Below are 19,590 nucleotides of genomic sequence, written 5' to 3' on the forward strand. Positions count from 1 at the left end.
AGCTTGCCCACAAGGGGAGAAGTGACGGCGCCCTCAATAGCCGGCGTTGCGGTCGACCACGTTCTCCAGCGCAGCCCCGCGTTCAAAGGCTTCCATCTGGCTAAGCATCGGCGCCACCAGATGCGCGGGGTCGGAGGTCGCCGCCGCGTGCGGGGTGACGAACACCTTGGGGTGGTTCCACAGCGGGCTGGTCTTGGGCAAGGGCTCGACCTCGAACACGTCGAGGCTGGCTTCCTTCAGCGTGCCGTCGTCGAGCGCGCGCAGGATGTCGGCGTCGCGCTGCAGCTTGCCGCGCCCCGCATTGATCAGCACGGCTCCGCCGAGGCCGTTGCGCCGGCGCAGTTCCTTGAGCAAGCCATAATTGATGATGCCCTTGGTCGTGTCGGTCAGCGGCAACAGCACGACGAGGATGTCGGTCGCGTTGAGGAACGGCACCAGCCCGGCATCGCCGGCAAAAGTGTTGATGCCGGCTAGTTCCTGCGGCCGACGACTCCAGCCATTGATGCGGAAGCCGACTGCCTTGAGCACGTCGGCTGCGGCGCGACCGAGATTGCCCATGCCCATGATGCCGACGGAGATGTCCTCGGCTGGCCGCTGCGGCGGCTCGTGCCAGGCTTTCTTGGTCTGCTGGGCGCGGTAGAGCTGGCCCTGGCGATGATGGTCGAGCACCCGCCACAGCACATACTCGCTCATGTGCTGGCTGAGATTGTCGGCAACCACGCGCACGATCGGCACATCGGGCAGGCCGGGGTCGGCAAAGACGTGGTCGACGCCGGCGCCGATCGAAAAGATCGCCTTGAGGTTCGGCAGCTTGGCGAGCGTGCCCGGCTTCTGCTTCCACACAACCGCATAGTCGATCGAAGGGTCGGCAGCGCCATCGGGTTCGAGCACTACCTCGCGCTCCGCCGACAGCAGCTCATACCAGCGCTGCGGGTTGAACCCGGTGATCGAAAGAAGGATCTTGCCCTTGGCCTTGGTCGACATGCTCTTCCCTTGCGCCTGCTATTCGCTGACCACACCTGTCGGCGCCGTCTCGATCCGGAATGCCGCCGAGATCAGCGCCCGAGTGTAGTCGGTTTGCGGGCGCTCGAAAATCTGTTCGGAGGGTCCCGCCTCAACCACCTTGCCATTGCGCATGACGATAACCTCGTTGGCCAGCGCCCGCACCACCTTGAGGTCGTGGCTGATGAACAGATAGGCAAGGTCGTGCCTGGCCTGCAGGTTGCGCAGCAGGTCGACGACCTGTGCCTGCACGCTCATGTCGAGCGCCGAGGTCGGCTCGTCGAGCATGACGAAGCGCGGCTTGAGCACCATGGCGCGCGCAATGGCGATGCGCTGGCGCTGGCCGCCGGAAAACTCATGCGGATAGCGGAAGCGCGTTTCGGGATCGAGGCCGACTTCGCGCAGCACATCGACGACCTTCTGGTCGCGCTCGGCTGCCTTCAGCCGGGGCTCGTGGATCTTGAGCCCTTCCTCGATGATGTCGGCCACCGACATGCGCGGGCTGAGCGAGCCGAACGGGTCCTGGAACACGATCTGCATCTCGCGGCGCAGCGGGCGCATGGCGCCGAAGCTGAACTTGTCGATCTCGCGGCCTTCGAAATCGATCCGGCCCTGCGACGAGATCATGCGGGTCAAGGCAAGCCCCAGTGTCGTCTTGCCGGATCCGGATTCGCCGACGACGCCGACGGTCTGGCCGGCGCGCACCGCAACGTCGATGCCGTCGACGGCCTTCACGTGGTCGACGGTCTTGCGGAAAAAGCCTTGCTTGATCGGGAACCAAACCTTGACGTCCGAGCCCTGCATCACCGTCTTGGCCGACACGTCGACAACCGGCGGCTTGCCCTTCGGCTCGGCAGCCAGCAGGTGGCGCGTGTAGCTGTGCTGCGGATTGTCGAAAATCTCCTTCGTCGGCCCGCTTTCGACGATCTGGCCCTTGGTCATGACGCAGACCCGGTCGGCGATGCGCCGGACGATGCCGAGGTCATGGGTGATGAACAGCATCGACATGCCCTTGCGGGCCTTCAGTTTGGCGAGCAGCTCGAGAATCTGGGCCTGGACCGTGACGTCGAGCGCCGTCGTCGGCTCGTCGGCGATCAGCAGTTCCGGTTCGTTGGCTAGCGCCATGGCGATCATCACGCGCTGACGCTGGCCGCCGGAGAGCTGGTGCGGATAGGCGTCGAGGCGCTTCTTGGGGTCGCGGATGCCGACCTCCTCGAGCAGTTCGAGCGTGCGCGCCTTGGCCTGCCGCTCGCCCATGCCCTGGTGCAGCGACAGCACCTCGACGATCTGCTGCTCGATCGTGTGCAGCGGGTTGAGCGAGGTCATCGGCTCCTGGAAGATCATGGTGATCTTGTTGCCGCGCACCTTGCGCAATGCGTTCTCGTTCAGGGAGAGCAGGTCCTGGCCGCCAAACATCATCTTGCCCGACGGGTGGCTTGCCGGCGGATAGGGCAGGAGCTTGAGCACCGACAGGGCCGACACCGACTTGCCGGAACCCGATTCGCCGACCAGCGCCACCGTCTCGCCCTTGGCGATGTCGAAGGAGATGTGGTCGACGGCCTTTGTCGTTGTGCCGCCCTGGCTGAAGGCGACCGAGAGGTCCTGGACGGAGAGGAGAGGGGCGGCGCTCACTTGAACGTCTTCCTTGGATCGAAGGCGTCGCGGGTCGCCTCGCCGATGAAGATCAGCAGCGACAGCATCACCGAGATGACGACGAAGCCGGACAAACCGAGCCACGGCGCGTTGAGATTGCGCTGGCCTTGCTTGAGCAGTTCGCCGAGCGAGGCCGAGCCGGGCGGCAGGCCGAAGCCGAGGAAGTCGAGCGACGTCAGCGTCGAGATCGAGCTGTTGAGGATGAAGGGCAGGAATGTCAGCGTCGCCACCATGGCGTTGGGCAGCAGGTGGCGGAAGATGATGGTGCGGTTGGGCACGCCGAGCGCTCGCGCGGCGTTGACGTATTCGAAATTGCGGGCGCGCAGGAACTCTGCCCGCACCACGCCGACCAGCGCCACCCAGGAAAACAGCAGCATCAGCCCAAGCAGGATGAAGAAGCCCGGCGGCAGGATCGCCGCGACGATCAGCAGCAGATAGAGCACCGGGATCGCCGACCAGATTTCGATGAAGCGCTGGAACAGAAGGTCAGTCCAGCCGCCGAAATAGCCCTGCATGGCGCCTGCGGTCACGCCGATCAGCGCCGAGCCGGCGGTCAGGATCAGGCCAAACAGCACCGAGATGCGGAAGCCGTAGATGACGCGGGCGAGCACGTCGCGGGCCTGGTCGTCGGTGCCGAGCCAGTTCCAGTTGCCGACAGTGCAGTTGGGATCGTCGACGCCAAGCGGATAGCGTTGGCACCGCACGTCCTTGGCATACATCCAGGACGGCTTGGCGGGTGCCGCCTCGGGGATTTCGTTGTTGGTGGTGCGGTAGGAATAGCGGACCGGCGGCCAGATCGCCCAGCCATTGGCCGCGATCGCCTCCTGCACCAACGAGATGCGGTAGTCGGTAACAGGCAGGAAGCCCTCGTCGCCGAGGAAGGTCTCCTCGCCATAGTCGCTGATAACAGGCGAGTAGAACTCGCCCTTGAAGCGGATCAGAAGCGGCCGGTCGTTGGCGATCAGTTCGGAGAACAGCGACAGCACGAACAGCACGAGGAAGATCCACAGTGACCAGTAACCGCGGCGGTTGGCCTTGAAGCTCAGCCAGCGCCGCTTGTTGATCGGCGAGAGCCAGGGCCGCTTGACCGGCACGGATACGGTGTCGACCGCCGACATCAGACGTCCCTCCGTTCGAAATCGATGCGCGGGTCGATCCAGGTGTAGAGCAGGTCGGAGATCAGGGCGACGAACAGCCCCATCAGCGAGAAGATGTAGAGATTGGCGAACACCACGGGGTAGTCGCGGTCGAGCACGGAACGGAAGCCGAGCAGGCCGAGCCCGTCGAGCGAGAAGATGTTCTCGATCAAGAGCGAGCCGGTGAAGAAGGCGGAGATGAAGGCACCCGGGAAGCCGGCGATGACGATCAGCATGGCATTGCGGAAGACATGGCCGTAGAGCACCCGGTGTTCGGACAGGCCCTTGGCGCGTGCGGTGACGACATACTGCTTGCGGATCTCGTCCAGAAACGAGTTCTTGGTGAGCAAAGTGGTGGTGGCGAAGGCTGACAGCACGAGCGCCGTCAGCGGCAGCGCCAGATGCCAGAGATAATCGAGCACTTTGCCGCCGAGTGAGAGCTGGTCGAAATTCTCCGAGGTCAGGCCGCGCAGCGGGAACCAGTCGAAGAACGAACCGCCGGCAAACACCACCATCAAAAGGATGGCGAACAGGAAGGCCGGGATGGCGTAGCCGATGATGATGATACCGCTGGTCCAGATGTCGAAGCTCGAACCATCCTTGACCGCCTTGCGGATGCCGAGCGGGATCGAGATCATGTAAGACAGGAGCGTGATCCAGATGCCGAGCGAGATCGACACCGGCATCTTCTCGAGGATCAGGTCGAGCACCGAGACGTCGCGGAAGTAGCTCTCGCCGAAGTCGAAGCGGATGTAGTTCCACAGCATCATGAAGAAGCGTTCGAGCGGCGGCTTGTCGAAGCCGAACTGCTTTTCAAGCTTGGCGATGAACTCCGGATCGAGGCCTTGCGCGCCGCGGTACTTGGACGAACCTTCGCCACCCGCTGGATCGAAGTTGTTGTTACCGCCGAGGTCGCCGCTGCTGCCCGACAGACGGTCGGCGGCGTCGCCGCCCTGGCCGGTCAGCTTGGCGATGACCTGCTCGACCGGCCCGCCCGGCGCGAACTGGATGACGGCAAACGAGATCGCCATGATGCCGAACAGGGTCGGGATCATCAGAAGGATGCGGCGGAGGATATAGGCGCCCATCAGGCGAAGCCCCTCGAACGGAGCGTGGGTTCAGTCCTAGAAATCTCAGGTCTTGCCAATACGTGCAGCCTTGTCCTTGTCGAACCACCACATCGCCTCGACGGGAAAGCCGAAGTCCGGCTTCGGCTCCTTGTAGCCGAACATGTCCCAGAAGGCGGCGCGGTGATTCGCCGAAAACCAATTTGGAATCCAGTCTTGCCGGGCGCGCAAGAGCCGGTCGAGCGCGCGCATGGCAACCGTCAGCGTTTCGCGATCCTTGGCCGCACCCACGGCGTCGATCAGCGCGTCGACGGCAGGATCGGCAGTGCCGGGCAGATTGGTCGAGCCCTGCAACTTGGCCGAGCGCGAGTGGAACAGCCCGTCGATCTCGTCGCGGCTGGGCGTCGCCGAAAACCCGGCCGCCGCCGAAATGGCATCGTAGTCGAAGCTTGTCTGCCGGGCCTGATACTGGGTCGAATCGACCAGGCGCAGCGTAGCTTCGATGCCGATCGCCTTCATGTTTTCGGCCCAGGGCGAGTACACACGCACGAAAGCGTCGTCGTCGACGAGGATTTCGAGCGTCAGCGCCTCGCCCTTGTCGTTGCGCAGCCTGCCATCCTTGCGGACCCAGCCGGCGTCGGAAAGCAGCTTCGACGCCTGGCCGAGCAGCTTGCGGTCGCGGCCCGAACCGTCCGAAGGCGGCTGCAGCACGGCTTCGCCGAAGGTCTCGTCGGGGATGCGGCCGCGGAACGGTTCGAGCAGCGCCAGTTCGGCTGGGGAGGGCAGGCCCTCGGCCTTGTAGGCCGATTTCTCGAATGTCGACTGCGAGCGTTCGTAGGAACCATAGAACAGGTTGCGCTTCGTCCATTCGAAATCGAAGCACAGGGCAATTGCCTGGCGCACGCGGGGATCGCGGAAACGCGCGCGGCGCTGGTTCAGCGCCATCGCCTGCATCGTTGGTCGCTTTTCGCTGGGAAACTCGCGCTTGATCACCTTGCCGGCCGTGAAGGCGGGGAAATCGTAGCCGGTGGCCCAGATGCGCGCCGTGGCTTCCTGGCGGAAATGGATGTCGCCTTTCTTGAAGGCTTCAAACGCTGCCTGCCGGTCCTGGTAGAATTCGACGCGGATGCGGTCGAAATTGTAGAGGCCGCGGCTGACCGGCAGGTCGCGGCCCCAATAGTCGGCGACGCGCTCGTATTCGATGGACTGACCGGGCGACACGCGGCCGACCTTGTAGGGGCCTGAACCGAGTGGCGCCTTGAGCTCCGACGCGTCGAACGGGTGGGTCTCGAAGAAAGCTTTGGCCGGAATGGCGTAGGTCGCGACATCAAGGATGGTGCGGTCCGACTGCTTGCCGTCGAAGGTCAGCCGCAGCGTATGCGGGTCGAGCGCCTTCGCCTCCTTGAGATGGCTGAGCGGCAGAAGCAGGTTGGGATGCCCGTCCTTCTTGAACAGGTCGAAGGCAAATACCGCGTCGTCGGCGGTGAACGGCGTGCCGTCGTTGAAGCGCGCCTCGGGCCGCAGCGCGAAGTCGAAGCTGTTGCGGTCGTCGGAAATCGTCACCGAACTGGCGAGCAGACCGTAGATTGCATCGGGCTCGTCGATCGCCCGCACCATCAGCGAATCGTAGCAAAGCTCCATGCGCGGCGGCGCGTCGCCCCTGGCGACGAAGGTGTTGAGCGTGTTGAAGGTCAGCGGGCTCTGGTTGAAGTACCAGTAGTTCGGCAAAAAATTGAATGTGCCGTCCTTGGGCGCGTCGAGATTGACGAAGTCGAAATGGGTGAAGTCGGGGCCGTATTTCAGGTCGCCGAAGGCCGACAGCCCGTGCAGTCCGGTGCCGGTCGGGCTCGCCGCGAAGGCGCGCCCCGGGATGAAGGGGGCGGCCGCTGCAGCTGCGCCGAGCGCGAGGAAGTCCCTGCGGGGGAGGCGCGCGCTCAATTGACGCCCTTGTATTTGGCGGCCAGCGCCGCTTCCTTGTCCTTGTCGATCCACCATGAATTGATATCAGCGCCGATGAAGCCCGGCTGCTTGTCGGGAATGCCGAACTTGTTCCAGTAGGCCAGCCACAGCACCGAGCGGTGGTATTGCGGCACGGCGTAATAGTTCCACAACAGCACGCGATCGAGCGCATGGGTGGCGGCCAAGAGGTCATCGCGGTCGGTGGCGAAGATGACGCGCTCGACCAGCGCATCGACGATAGGGTCGTTGATGCCCATGACATTGCGCGAACCGGGCTTGGCTGCGGCCTTCGATCCCCAGAAATCGCGCTGCTCATTGCCCGGCGACGACGACTGGTTGAGGATCGTCGTCGTCACGTCGAAATCGTAATTGTCGATCCGGTTGACGAACTGGCTGGTGTCGACCATGCGCAGCGTCGCATCGATGCCGAGCCGGCGCAGGCTATCGATGAAGGGGCTCGCTATGACCTCGTCGGTGGCGTCCTTGCCGAGGAATTCGATCTTGAACTGCTCGCCCTTGTCGTTCATCAGCTTGCCGCCCTTGGCGCGCCAGCCGGCCTCGGCGAACAGGCCGATCGCCTGGCGGAGATACTGCCGCTCGGCCTGCGGCGTGTCGTAGACCGGCAGCTTGAACTCCTCGGTGAACAGCTCCGGCGGCAGCTTGTCCTTGTACTGCGTCAACAGCTCCAGTTCCTTGCCGGCGGGCAAGCCGCTCGAGGCCAGGTCTTGGCCCTGGAAATAGCTGTTCGTACGGGTGTTGAGCCCGAAGAACAGGGTCCGGTTCATGTATTCGAAATTGTAAGCCAGCGTCAGCGCCTGCCTGACGCGGCGATCCTGGAACTGCGGGCGGCGTAAATTGAGCGCATAGCCTTGGAATGGCTCGCCCGAGGTCGTCTTGAATTCCTTCTTGATGACGTCACCTGCCTGGAGGGCGGGGAAATTATACTGCGTCGACCAGCGCCGCGAGCTGTTCTCCGGCTTGATGTCCTCCAGGCCGCCCTTCTTGAAGGCTTCCCATTCGGCGTTGTCGTCGAGGAAGTAAGCGTAGCGGCGCTTGTCGAAGTTGTTGCGCCCGACATTGACCCCGACATTTGCGCCCCAATAGTCGGGCACGCGTGTCCAGACGATCTCGGTGCCCGGTTTGAAGCTCTCGACCTTGTAGGCGCCCGAGCCCAACGGAATCTCGAGCGTCGGCCGGGTGATGTCGCGCTTCTTGCCCGCAGCGTCGGTTCCTTCCCACCAGTGCTTGGGCAAGACCACCAGGTCGCCCATGATCTTGGGCAGTTCCCGGTTGCCTTTCTGGTTGAAGCGGAAGGTCACCTCGCGTTCGCCCGTCGCCACCGCCTCGGTCACGTTGACGTAGTACTGGCCATATTGCGGGCTGTTGGCCTTCAGGACATTGAAAGACCAGATGACATCATCGGTCGTGATCGGCTGGCCGTCATGCCATTTGGCGCGCGGGTCGAGCCGATAGGTCGCGTAGGAGTAGTCGGCCGGAAACTTGTAGGCATCGGCGATCATCGGGTGGCTGGTGCTGGGCTCGTCTATCGACTGCTCCATCAGCGTTTCATAGATCAGTCCGCCGCCAAAGCCGACGAAACCGGCTGCCGGCAAGCCCTTGATGATGTAGGGATTGAAGCTGTCGAAGGTGCCCGGCGTCGTCGAGTTGAGCGTGCCGCCCTTGGGCGCGTTCGGATTGACGAAATCGTACTGCTTGAAATCCTGACCGTATTTGGAAACGCCGTTCAGGGTTGACGAGGTCTGCCATTCCTGGGCGTTGGCAGGTGCCGTCGACAGGGCCGCAACGGCGAGACCTGCAATCGCAAGAAACCTGGTCAGGCAAGCCTTCATCAAAATCCCCTTCGCCCGGTGCTTCGCGACACTCTAATTCATTCCCGGCGCATGGAAACCGGCCGTTCGACAAATGTCGCCTTATGTTTGCGCCACGCAACAAAAAAGCCGGGCTAAACCCGGCTTTTTCAAGATGCGAAGATTACAAATCGCTTAGTGAGCGGTGGCCGGAGCGGCGCCCTCTGCAGGAGCCGCAGGGGCTGCGCCTTCAGCCGGAGCTGCGGCAGGCGTGGCGGCCGGAGCAGCGTCAGCCGCGGGCAGCGGTGCCGGGCTGTCCGACTGCGAATTCAGGTAGGCGATCAGGTTTGCGCGCTCGTCATCCTTCTTGATGCCGGCGAAGCCCATCGCGGTGCCCTTGATGTAGCCCTTGGGCGACGTCAGGAAGTGGTTGAGGTGCTCGAAGTCCCAGACGACCTTGCCGCCTTCCGAGAATTCCTTCATCGGGCCCGAATAGCCGAAGCCCTCATGCGAGGCGATCGGACGGTTGACCACGCCCCACAGGTCCGGACCGACCTTGTTCGGGCCGCCCTTCTCGATCGAGTGGCAGGCAGTGCACTTCTTGAACACGGCAGCACCCGCCTCGGCGTTGGCGCTGGCCAGGAGCTGGGCGATCGGTACGGCAGCCGGAACAGCCTCGCCGCCGCCGGCACCTGCGCCGCCTTCTTCAGCGGCTTCGATGGCAAAGCCGGGCTTCTCTGGAACCGGGGCTGCGAAGATCGCGTCCGACACCAGCGAGATGGAGAACACCACAAAGGCAGTACCCAGCAGACCGCCAAGCACCTTGTTCATTTCAAATGAGTCCATACGCCCCTGGCTCCCTTATCCGGCCGATCACCATCCTCTGCGATCGCTGCCGTTCGTCGGTATCGTCTGTCGCCCGGCTGGCCGGGTCAAATCGCGCGGAAACTAGGTCTTTTGCTTGCCGGTTGCAACACCTATAAGGGCCCTTCCAGTGAGACCTTTTGACACTTTCCAACACCATTAGAAACAGTCGCCAAGCCATGTCCACCCTTGTCCTGATCCCCGCCCGCATGGCCTCGACACGCTTGCCGGGCAAGCCATTGGCCGACATCGCCGGCCGGCCGATGATCGTCCACGTAGCGGCCCGCGCGTCCGAATGCGGGCTCGGCCGCGTGGTCGTGGCGACCGACAGCGACGTGGTCGCGGAAACGGTGCGGACGCACGGCTTCGAGGCGGTCATGACACGCGCCGACCATGAGTCGGGTTCGGACCGCATCTTCGAGGCACTGACGACGCTCGATCCGAAGGGTACGGTCGACACCGTCGTCAATGTCCAGGGTGACCTGCCGACGATCGATCCCGCGATCATCCAGGCAGCACTTCGGCCGCTGGAGGACGAGTCGGTCGACATCTCGACGCTCGGTGTCGAAATCACCCGCCACGAGGAAAAGGTCGATCCCAACGTTCCCAAGATCATCGGTTCGCCACTGTCGGCCGGGCGGATGAGGGCACTCTACTTCACCCGTGCGACGGCGCCCTGGGGCGACGGCCCGCTCTATCATCATGTCGGGCTCTATGTTTACCGCCGCGCAGCGCTCGAACGCTTCGTCGGGCTCGGCCCGTCGCCGCTGGAAAAGCGCGAGCGTCTCGAGCAGCTGCGCGCGCTGGAAGCCGGCATGCGCATCGACGTCGAAATCGTCGACACGGTGCCGCTGGGCGTCGACACGCCGGAGCATCTCGAACGCGCGCGCGAACTTCTCTCGAACTAGAACAGACAGGCCGACCATGCCGACGACGACCAACAAGATTTCCTTCCAGGGCGAGCCGGGCGCCAATTCCGACACCGCCTGCCGCAACATGTTCCCCGACATGGAGCCGCTGCCCTGCGCGACCTTCGAAGATGCCTTCAACGCGGTGGAGACCGGCAAGGCCGATCTCGCCATGATCCCGATCGAGAACACGATCGCCGGCCGTGTCGCCGACATCCATCACCTGTTGCCTGAATCGAAGCTGCACATCGTCGGCGAGTATTTCCTGCCGATCCATTTCCAGCTGATGGTCCTGCCGGGCGTTCAGCGTTCCGAGATCAAGACCGTGCACAGCCACATCCACGCGCTCGGCCAGTGCCGCAAATACATCCGCAAGAACAGCTGGAAGCCGGTGATCGCCGGTGACACCGCGGGTGCCGCCAAGCTGGTGTCCGAGGTCAAGGACCGGACGATGGCGGCGCTCGCGCCACGTCTCGCCGCCTCGCTCTATGGCCTGGACATACTGGAAGAGAATGTCGAGGACACCGACAGCAACGTCACGCGCTTCGTCGTCCTGACCAAGAACAAGCAGTGGGTCGAGCGTCCGAGCCAGGATGCCAAGATGATGACGACCTTCATGTTCCGCGTCCGCAACGTACCGGCGGCGCTGTACAAGGCGATGGGCGGCTTCGCCACCAACGGCGTCAACATGACCAAGCTGGAGAGCTACCAGCTCGGCGCCTTCACTGCGACGCTGTTCTACGCCGACATCGAGGGCCATCCGGAGGACCCGGGTGTCACCCACGCGCTGGAGGAGCTGCGCTTCTTCTCACGCGAGGTGCGCATCCTCGGCGTCTACCCGGCGAGCGATTCCCGCGAGGCGTGGCAGGTCGCCGACTGAGCATTTCAGTCAGCCCTCGTTCGCCCAGGCGTGGATGAGCTGGTAGGCGATGGCATTTCCCGGCGGCACCCCGGAGCTCGCCGGGATGGGTGCCGGCGCGCAACCGCAGGACCTCCGCCAGGCCACTATCGTCTCGTCTCACCACAGATTGAATTGTGCGTTCGCTACACCTGGCGCAGCATCGGCTGGCTAGGACAAGCCCATGGGCACGGCCGCCATCCAGGGAGAATTGTGGGGCGCCAAGGCGCGCGACTGGGCCGAAGTCCAGGAACCCGCATGGCGGCCGGTGTTCGAAAATGTCACGACGCTGGTCGGCGTCGGGCGAGGTAAGAGGCTGCTCGATGTCGGCTGCGGCGCCGGTGGATTGCTAAGTCTTGCGCGAGAGCGTGGCGCGGCCGTCGCAGGCCTCGACGCGTCGGAAGCGCTGGCGGCCATCGCACGACAGCGCTTGCCTGACGCCAGCATCGAAGTCGGCGAGATGGAGGAATTGCCCTTCGTCGACGGCGCCTTCGACATCGTGACTGGCATCAACGCTTTCCAGTTCGCAGGCGACATGGTCCGCGCCCTAAGCGAGGCGGCTCGGGTTTGCCACGGCCGCGGCATTGTTTTCATGCTGGTTTGGGGCCAGCGCGACAAGAGCCAGTTGCAGCTGGCAGCGATGAGCGCTCTCGGGCCGTTGCTGCCGCCTTCGCCCGCATCTGCTGTGCCACCGCTTTCGAACCCGGGGGTGATCGAGGCGTTCATGAGCAGGGCCGGGCTTGAGCCGATCGATGACGGGCAACTTGACGCCACCATCGTCTTCCCCGGTAAGGACATAGCTTTGCGAGCCTTCGCTTCGGCCGGGATTGTCACGCGCGCCGAACGCCATTCGGGGGCCGACAGAGTTCGGGACGCGCTGGTCGATGCCATTGCGCCCTATGTATGCGCAGATGGTCAGGTCGCGCTTGCCAATCAGTTTCGCTGGGTGAAGGCGAGGCCTGCGCCCTAGTCGCTCTCCGCCCAGGTGCGGATGAGCTGGTGCGCGATGGCATGTCCCGGCGGCACCCTGAGCTCGCCGGGATGGGTGCCGGCGAGCATCTGCAGGACCTCCGCCCGGGGGAACCAGCGGCAGTCCTCAAGTTCGTCGGTGTCCCTTGAAATGTCCTCGTTCAGCGCCTCGCCATAGCAGCCGATCATCAGCGAGTAGGGGAACGGCCAGGGCTGGCTCGAATGGTAGACGACGCGACCGAGCCGGATGCCGGCTTCCTCGAGCGTTTCGCGCCGCACCGCCGCCTCGATGGTTTCGCCCGGCTCGATGAAGCCGGCGAGCGCCGAATAGACACCCGGCGCGAAATGCCGGCCGCGCCCCATCAGGCACTTGTCGCCCGACACCGTCAGCATGATGGCGACGGGGTCGGTGCGCGGGAAATGCTCGGTACCGCATCCCGTGCAGTGGCGCTTGTAGCCGCCGGCGCGCATTTCGGTTGCAGCACCACAGCGGCCACAGAAGCGGTGGCTGGCATGCCAGGCAAGCAGTGCCGCGCCCTGCGCCAGGGCGCCGAGACCGGCTTCGTCGGTCAGGCGTTGCGCCAGAATCGATCGGAAGTCGATGGATTTGATGTGCTCCGGTAGGCCCTCCTGCTCCGCAGCGACGGGCAGGGCCAGCATGGCGATTTCGTCAGCGCGGCCGAGCAGGATCGCCTCGCCGGTCCCAGCCCCCAGCGCCTCGGCTGCCGCGCGCGAGAAATAGGGGGTGGCCGACCCGCCGCTGAAATCGAGCAGCAACCGCCCTTGCGCGACCAGAATCAGTCTCGCGCCGGGTTCGGCGAGGGCCTTCACAGCCGAATCGTCGCTGCGCTTTTCCGACTGGCGGTCGATGATGTTGCCGGAGAAGCCGAGGAAATGGCTGGCTTCACGCTGGGGGGCGTCGAACAGGCTGAAAGGCATCTGGAACTCTGGTGTGCGTCAGGGCAGCGTTATAGAGCCGACTTGATGCTCTCGGCAAACCGGTGGAGATCGTCGCGGCGATAGGGCTGGCGCACGCCATGGCCCCAGACCGGGCCGGGCCAGCCGGGATCGCCCTCGGTGCGCGCGACGACGTGAAAATGCAGTTGCCGCACGATGTTGCCGAGCGCGCCGCTGTTGATCTTGGCGCAGCCGGTTGCACGCTTCAGCGCATGCGCCACCATGTTGCTCTCGAAGGTCAGCATCGCCTGGTCGAGCGGGGTCAGGTCATGGATTTCCTCGACGCCGGGGCGCTGCGGCACCAGCACCAGCCAAGGCCAGCGCTGGTCGTTCATGACGCGCAATTCGCAAAGGCCGAGCCACATCAGCGGTTCGCTGTCGGCGTCGAGACGCGAATCCAGCGTAAACCCGGCCTTGAGCCCCGAAATCATTGGCGTTTCCCTTGTTTGATCGAAGGCTAGAGTGTGGCTGTCACGGCTGCAAGCGAATCATTGAAAAGGTTGGCCCTGAAACGTTGGCGCACTGACGCACCGCGCGTTGCACCGATATGCTATGCGTCGAACGTCAGCGGAGATGCGCAATGTTTGCCGGTCAGCTTGCTCTGGTTCTCGCGGCCGCCTTTGCCGGTGCGGCATTCTACATCAATTTCGCCGAACAGCCCGCACGGCTTGGCCTCGACGACAAAAATCTGCTTGCCCAGTGGAAGCCGAGCTATGCCGCCGGCTTCACCATGCAGGCGAGCCTGGCATTCGCCTCCGGCATGCTCGGCCTTCTCACCGCCTGGCTGACCGCGGATTGGCGCTGGGTGGTGGGCGCCGCGCTGATGCTTGCCAATTGGCCCTATACGCTGCTTGGTATCATGCCGACCAACAAGCGCATCGAGGCTATACCGAACGAAGAGGGCGGTGTCGCATCCCGCAGGCTGATCGTGCATTGGGGCACGCTGCATGCGCTGCGCACCGGCCTCGGCATCGCGGCAACGCTTTCCTATCTCTGGGCGCTGAATTCCGGCGGTGCCTGATCGCCGCATCAACATGTCGCCCAAGGCTCTTGCAATTGGTGTGGCAATTGCCGATATGGAGGTTGGGAGGTTGGTGGTGGACGATCCACTCGCCAACCGGGTCAGGTCCGGAAGGAAGCAGCCCTAACGAGCCCGGAACGGGTCATTGTTCCAGCCTCCCGCCTCTTCGCCCTTCTCCGCGTCATTGACGGCGTTGCGCCGTGCGGGCGAAACTCGTTTCGCGGAATCGGCCCTCGTGGCCGTGGCAGGGGCGCCAATACCAACGGGCGAACGGGGCGGATGAGCGAAGCCGGACAGACCGATAAGACCAAGGACGGCGCCTATCGCGTTCTCGCACGCAAGTACCGTCCGGCGGATTTCACCGCACTCGTCGGCCAGGAGCCGATGGTCCAGACGCTCACCAACGCCTTTTCCTCGGGTCGTATCGCCCAAGCCTGGATGCTGACCGGCGTCCGCGGTGTCGGCAAGACCACCACCGCCCGCATCTTGGCGCGCGCGCTCAACTACAAGACCGCTGACATTGACCGCCCCTCGGTCGACCTGTCGGTGCTCGGCGAGCACTGCCAGTCGATCATGGAAGGACGCCACGTCGACGTCATCGAGATGGACGCCGCGTCCCACACCGGCATCGACGACATCAGGGATATCATCGACCGTGTCCGCTATGCGCCCGTGTCGGCGCGCTACAAGGTCTACATCATCGACGAGGTGCACATGCTCTCGACGCAGGCTTTCAACGGCCTGCTGAAGACGCTGGAAGAGCCGCCGCCCCACGTCAAGTTCATCTTCGCCACCACTGAAATCCGCAAGGTTCCGATCACGGTGCTGTCGCGCTGCCAGCGCTTCGACCTGCGCCGTATCGACGCCGGCAAGCTTGTCGGGCATCTCCGCAACATTGCCCGGCAGGAAGGCATTTCGGTCGAGGACGACGCGCTTGCCATGGTCGCGCGCGCGGCAGAGGGCTCGGCGCGCGATTCTTTGTCCATCCTCGACCAGGCCATTGCCCATGGCGGCGGTACGGTGACCACGGAAGCTGTACGCGCCATGCTCGGCCTTGCCGACCGGGCGCGGGTGGTCGACCTGTTCGAAAACATCATGAAGGGCGACATCGCCGCTGCCCTTGGCGAGCTGCGCGCCCAGTACGATACCGGCGCCGACCCGGTGGCTGTGCTCAACGATCTTGCCGAATTCACCCATCTGGTCACCCGCCTGCGCTTCGTGCCGTCGGCGGCCGACGACGCCTCGCTGTCCGAGGACGAGCGCAAGCGCGGCGTGGAATTCGCCCAGGCCTTGTCGGTGCGTGTGCTGTCGCGTGCCTGGCAGATGCTGCTCAAGGGCATTCCCGAGGTGCAGTCGTCCAATCGTCCGGTCAGTGCCGCCGAGATGGTGTTGATCCGGCTGGCGCATGCCGCCGATCTGCCCACTCTCGACGAGGCATTGAAATCCCTCGGCGACGCGCCGCCGCAGCCTTCCGGCGCACCGCGCAATGGCGGCATGCCCGCTGGCGGCGGCAATGGCGGAGGCGCTTCGGCCGTGTCGCAGGCGCGCATGCCGGTCAGCAATGGCGGCGGCCAGGCGATGCGCCTGGTTGAAAGCGCGCCAGCGCCTACGGCCTTTGTCGCGCCGACGCCGACGCCGGCGCCGACGCCGGCGCCGGAACCGGTTGTCGATGCCGTGCCTGTGCGCACCATCGCCGAACTCGCGAACCTTGCCGAAGCCAATCGCGAAATGGCCTTCAAGGTGCTGATCCGCCGTGCCGTGCGCCCGGTGCGCATCGAGCCCGGCCATATCGAATGCAGCCTGACTTCGGACGCCCCGCGTACCTTCCTCAACGATCTGACGGTGAAGCTGAAGGCCTGGACCGGACGTCACTGGATGGTGTCGCTGTCCAAGGAAGAAGGCGGGCCGACGCTTGCCGAGATCGAGGCGACCAAGCGCGAAGTCGCGCTGACAGACGCCAAGGCGGACCCGACGGTGGCGGCGATCCTGGCGCGCTTTCCCGGCGCCAAGATCATCGACGTGCGGCTGCCGACAACACCGGATGCGCCCGATATCGATACCGACACCGAGTTGCAGCCCGATCCGGGCATCGGTCTCGACAATGACGACGACGACCCGTTCTGAGACGACCCGTTCTGAGACGAAAGGACAAAGACGATGAAGGATCTCCTCGGCCTGATGGGCAAGGCGAAGGAAATGCAGGCCAAGCTGCAGGCCATGCAGGAAGAAGTTGCCCTGCTCGAAGCCACCGGCCAGTCCGGCGGCGGCCTCGTGACGGTAACCCTGTCCGGCAAGTCGGAAATGAAGGCGCTGAAGATCGATCCGTCGCTGCTTAGGGAAGGCGAGGGCGAGATCCTCGAGGACCTGATCGTCGCCGCGCATAACGATGCCAAGGCCAAGGTCGAGGCGACGATGCAGGAAAAGACCAAGGCGCTGACCGCCGGCCTGCCGATCCCGCCCGGCATGAAGCTGCCGTTCTGAGAATAGGCAATAGCGAGTAGCCAATGGCGGTGCGGCGCTTGAGGTTCAGGCGCCGTTCCTGATCTATCTGTTCACTGTTCTCCTAGAATCTGGTCACGACGCTGATCCCCAGTCCTTCGAACCGGTCCATGGCCATCAGCGCCGCCGGGGCGTCGTCGAGGCTGATGTGCTTGCCGACCAGCAATTGCGGGGCAAGCTTGCCTGCCTCGATCATCTGCATCATCGCCTCGTAGCGGAACGCCTGCATGCCGTGGCTGCCGAGGATTTCGAGTTCATGGGCGATCACCTTGCCCATCGGGATCCTGGGATCAGCATGGTCGCCGAGCATCAGCCCGACCTGGACGTGGCGGCCACGCCGGCGAAGGTTGGCGATCGAGTTGTAGCAGGTGGCGGGATGGCCGAGCGCGTCGAGCGACAGATGCGCACCGCCCGCCGTGAGCTCGCGCACCGCGCCGACGACATCGGTCTCGCGTGAGGCATTGATCGTCGCCACCGCACCCATTTTCCTGGCAAAGTCGAGCTTCTCATCCGAGAGGTCGATGGCGATTGCATTGGCGCCCGACGCTGCCGCGATCATGATCGCCGACAGGCCGACACCGCCGCAGCCGTGCACTGCCACCCATTCGCCTGGCTTGACACGGCCCTGGTCGACGACGGCGCGGAACGAGGTGATGAAGCGGCAGCCGAGGCTGGCTGCGGTGACGAAATCCATGCTGTCGGGCAGCCGCACCAGGTTGGTGTCGGCGAAATCGACAGCGACATATTCGGCGAACGAACCCCAGGCGGTGAAGCCCGGCTGGAACTGGTGTTCGCAGACCTGGTGATTGCCCGAGGTGCATTCAAAGCAGCGTCCGCAGCCGCCGACGAAGGGCACGGTGACGCGGTCGCCGGCCTTCCAGCGCGTGACCTGCCGGCCGGCGGCGACGACGACGCCGGCGAGTTCGTGGCCCGGCACATGCGGAAGGGTGATGTCGGCGTCGTGCCCCATCCAGCCATGCCAGTCGCTGCGGCAGAGCCCGGTGGCCTCGACCTTGATCACCACGCCGCCGGGTGCAGGCGCTGGTTCGGCGACAGTCTGGACCTTCGGCGGTTGCCCAAATTGTTCGAACAGCACGGCTTTCATGGTCGCCTCCAACTGATTTTCGGCCGCCACGATGCGTGCCTTTGCCTGTCATTGACCTGACCATAACGACCGGCCGTCGCAGAGGCGAGCCCGGCCAGGAGGCGCTGTCTGCCGCTCGGCCATCATTTTGCCCGAAACGGGCGCATTCTTGCTGCAATCTGGGGACGTGGCGGGCTTACGAGAGGGGCGCTTTTGATCGCCAAAAATTGGAAGATGCCGATTTTGGTCGGCGTCGTCGCCTCGCCGTTCATCGTTTCCGGGTGCACCACCAGCAAGCTCGCTGACGGGATCACCACGAGCTCGGTCCGTTCGGGTTCCTACGCCTATTCGGCGAAGGACAAGGAATGCCTGGCGCGCGCGATGTTCTTCGAATCCAACCGCTCGAGCCGCGATGGCCTCGTTGCCGTCGGCAGTGTCGTCATGAACCGGCTCAAGTCGGGCGAATATGGTGACACTGTCTGCGGCGTCGTCGGCCAGAAGGGCCAGTTCGCGCCCGGCGTGCTGTCGCGGCCGATGAATTCGCAGGCACTGCCCGACGTGCAGGCGGCAGCAGAATCCGTGCTCAAGGGCGAGCGCCACCCCAAGGTGAAGCCAGAGGTGATGTTCTTCCATACCGCCGGGCTGAAGTTCCCCTACAAGAACATGCACTACACCACAGTTGCCGGCGGCAATGCGTTTTACGAGAAGCGTAGCCGGCGCAAGCTGCCCGTGGCCGAGTCGGACACGATGGTCGCTTCCGCCGCACAGCCGACGCTGCCGGGCGTCGTCGAGCAGCAGCCGACCACGGTCGCTTCTGCCGGCTCCGACGCGGCGTTGGCCAGCGCGATGTCGTTTCAGGCGACACCGGAAAACGCCGACGCGATCGGCGCGCTCATTGCGAGCCAGGAACGGCCGATGGAATGAGGGATAGCGAATAGTCAGTAGCGAGTGGAGGAAAGAGGCGGCGGCCGCTCCTCGGCCCACTATTCACTACTCACCATTGCCTAGTCGTTTTATATCGCTTCCATGTCCAAGCGAATCGCCGGTCCCGAGATCGAACGCCTGATCCAGCTTCTGGCCAAGGTGCCGGGGCTCGGCCCGCGTTCGGCCCGCCGCGCCGCCCTTCACCTGATCAAGAAGAAAGAACAACTGCTGGCGCCGTTGGCCGCCGCCATGGGCGAGGCGGTCGACAAGGTCAGGGTGTGCTCGACCTGCGGCAATGTCGACACCTCCGATCCGTGCATGATCTGCACCGATCCACGCCGCGACCCCACCACCATCATCGTCGTCGAGGACGTGTCCGACCTCTGGGCGCTGGAGCGGGCCGGCGCGATGAATGCGAAATTCCATGTGCTCGGCGGCACGCTGTCGCCGCTCGACGGCGTCGGCCCCGACCAACTGACCATCAGGCAACTGGTCACCCGCATCGCCGAGGGCGGGGTCAGCGAGGTGATCCTGGCCGTCAACGCCACCGTCGAGGGCCAGACGACCGCGCATTATCTGACCGACCAGCTCTCCGGTTTCGACGTCAAGGTGACGAGGCTGGCGCATGGTGTGCCGGTCGGCGGCGAGCTCGATTATCTCGACGAGGGCACGCTGTCGGCCGCATTGAAGTCGCGGACTGTGTTTTGACGTAATTGGCTTGCAGGGAGGCTGGATGAGACTTTCGGCATTGTATTCGCCTCTTCGCACCCTCTGGCCTGCCGGCCTCCCGCGCAAGGTGGGAGAACAGCTGTCGCCACCGTCTCCGCCATTCACCAACATC

Annotated in this window: 18 protein-coding genes and 1 other RNA gene; 9 read left to right on the top strand and 10 right to left on the bottom strand. The window is 64.3% G+C overall.

What is annotated here, in order from left to right:
* Positions 1-33 precede the first annotated feature (33 nt).
* From Amn_RS03790 to Amn_RS03820, 7 genes are all read right to left on the bottom strand, one after another.
* Entirely contained in the window at positions 34-984 is a 951-nt protein-coding gene (locus Amn_RS03790) for a 2-hydroxyacid dehydrogenase (RefSeq protein WP_067965711.1), read from the bottom strand.
* A gap of 18 nt (positions 985-1,002) precedes the next feature.
* The gene (locus tag Amn_RS03795) at positions 1,003-2,634 is read right to left on the bottom strand and encodes an ABC transporter ATP-binding protein (RefSeq protein WP_067965709.1); all 1,632 of its coding nucleotides are present in this window, start codon (positions 2,632-2,634) and stop codon (positions 1,003-1,005) included.
* Entirely contained in the window at positions 2,631-3,773 is a 1,143-nt protein-coding gene (locus tag Amn_RS03800) for an ABC transporter permease (RefSeq protein ID WP_067965707.1), read from the bottom strand. Before Amn_RS03800 ends, Amn_RS03795 begins: the two co-directional genes overlap by 4 nt.
* Entirely contained in the window at positions 3,773-4,879 is a 1,107-nt protein-coding gene (locus Amn_RS03805) for a microcin C ABC transporter permease YejB (RefSeq protein ID WP_154385926.1), read from the bottom strand. The genes Amn_RS03800 and Amn_RS03805 overlap by 1 nt, the downstream gene beginning before the upstream one ends.
* Positions 4,880-4,924: 45 nt before the next feature.
* A complete protein-coding gene (locus Amn_RS03810; RefSeq protein ID WP_286294597.1) occupies positions 4,925-6,796 on the bottom strand; it encodes an extracellular solute-binding protein in 1,872 nt (623 codons plus the stop codon).
* Positions 6,793-8,667 (bottom strand): extracellular solute-binding protein, encoded by a 1,875-nt coding sequence (locus Amn_RS03815; protein WP_083948710.1) that lies wholly within the window; start codon positions 8,665-8,667, stop codon positions 6,793-6,795. Before Amn_RS03815 ends, Amn_RS03810 begins: the two co-directional genes overlap by 4 nt.
* Positions 8,668-8,820: 153 nt before the next feature.
* Entirely contained in the window at positions 8,821-9,471 is a 651-nt protein-coding gene (locus Amn_RS03820) for a c-type cytochrome (protein WP_286294598.1), read from the bottom strand.
* 197 nt (positions 9,472-9,668) lie between these two features.
* Here Amn_RS03820 and Amn_RS03825 point away from each other — a divergent pair, with 197 nt between their 5' ends.
* The 3 genes from Amn_RS03825 (at position 9,669) to Amn_RS03835 (ending at position 12,265) form a co-directional block, all read left to right on the top strand.
* Entirely contained in the window at positions 9,669-10,397 is a 729-nt protein-coding gene (locus Amn_RS03825; protein ID WP_286294599.1) for a 3-deoxy-manno-octulosonate cytidylyltransferase, read from the top strand.
* A 16-nt stretch (positions 10,398-10,413) separates the two neighbouring features.
* Positions 10,414-11,277: a prephenate dehydratase gene (locus Amn_RS03830; RefSeq protein WP_067965694.1), complete on the top strand. Its 864-nt coding sequence runs from the start codon at positions 10,414-10,416 to the stop codon at positions 11,275-11,277.
* Between the two features lie 202 nt (positions 11,278-11,479).
* Positions 11,480-12,265 (top strand): class I SAM-dependent methyltransferase, encoded by a 786-nt coding sequence (locus Amn_RS03835; protein WP_286294600.1) that lies wholly within the window; start codon positions 11,480-11,482, stop codon positions 12,263-12,265.
* Here Amn_RS03835 and nudC read toward each other — a convergent pair.
* Both nudC and Amn_RS03845 read right to left on the bottom strand, forming a co-directional pair.
* Positions 12,262-13,203, bottom strand: coding sequence for an NAD(+) diphosphatase (gene nudC, locus Amn_RS03840; RefSeq protein WP_286294601.1), 942 nt, complete (start codon positions 13,201-13,203; stop codon positions 12,262-12,264). The genes Amn_RS03835 and nudC overlap by 4 nt on opposite strands.
* Positions 13,204-13,232: 29 nt before the next feature.
* On the bottom strand, positions 13,233-13,652 hold the full coding sequence (locus Amn_RS03845) for an HIT domain-containing protein (RefSeq protein WP_067965687.1): 420 nt from the start codon (positions 13,650-13,652) through the stop codon (positions 13,233-13,235).
* 149 nt (positions 13,653-13,801) lie between these two features.
* Here Amn_RS03845 and Amn_RS03850 point away from each other — a divergent pair, with 149 nt between their 5' ends.
* From Amn_RS03850 to Amn_RS03865, 4 genes are all read left to right on the top strand, one after another.
* A complete protein-coding gene (locus Amn_RS03850) occupies positions 13,802-14,242 on the top strand; it encodes an anthrone oxygenase family protein (RefSeq protein WP_067965685.1) in 441 nt (146 codons plus the stop codon).
* Positions 14,243-14,307: 65 nt separating this feature from the next.
* Positions 14,308-14,404, top strand: an RNA gene (ffs, locus tag Amn_RS03855) — signal recognition particle sRNA small type.
* Between the two features lie 117 nt (positions 14,405-14,521).
* Complete coding sequence (locus tag Amn_RS03860) at positions 14,522-16,366, top strand: DNA polymerase III subunit gamma/tau (protein ID WP_154385922.1); 1,845 nt, start codon at positions 14,522-14,524, stop codon at positions 16,364-16,366.
* A gap of 33 nt (positions 16,367-16,399) precedes the next feature.
* Positions 16,400-16,723: a YbaB/EbfC family nucleoid-associated protein gene (locus Amn_RS03865; protein ID WP_067965675.1), complete on the top strand. Its 324-nt coding sequence runs from the start codon at positions 16,400-16,402 to the stop codon at positions 16,721-16,723.
* Between the two features lie 82 nt (positions 16,724-16,805).
* Here the strand turns inward: Amn_RS03865 and Amn_RS03870 are convergent, their stop codons facing one another.
* Positions 16,806-17,846, bottom strand: a complete 1,041-nt coding sequence (locus Amn_RS03870) for a zinc-dependent alcohol dehydrogenase family protein (protein ID WP_154385921.1) — start codon at positions 17,844-17,846, stop codon at positions 16,806-16,808.
* Positions 17,847-18,059: 213 nt separating this feature from the next.
* Here Amn_RS03870 and Amn_RS03875 point away from each other — a divergent pair, with 213 nt between their 5' ends.
* Both Amn_RS03875 and recR read left to right on the top strand, forming a co-directional pair.
* Entirely contained in the window at positions 18,060-18,749 is a 690-nt protein-coding gene (locus tag Amn_RS03875) for a cell wall hydrolase (protein WP_286294604.1), read from the top strand.
* A 102-nt stretch (positions 18,750-18,851) separates the two neighbouring features.
* Positions 18,852-19,457 (top strand): recombination mediator RecR, encoded by a 606-nt coding sequence (gene recR, locus Amn_RS03880; RefSeq protein WP_067965671.1) that lies wholly within the window; start codon positions 18,852-18,854, stop codon positions 19,455-19,457.
* The last annotated feature ends 133 nt before the right edge of the window (positions 19,458-19,590 follow it).

The sequence above is a fragment of the Aminobacter sp. Y103A genome (assembly GCF_030294925.1).
GTDB classification, from domain to species: Bacteria; Pseudomonadota; Alphaproteobacteria; order Rhizobiales; family Rhizobiaceae; genus Aminobacter; species Aminobacter ciceronei.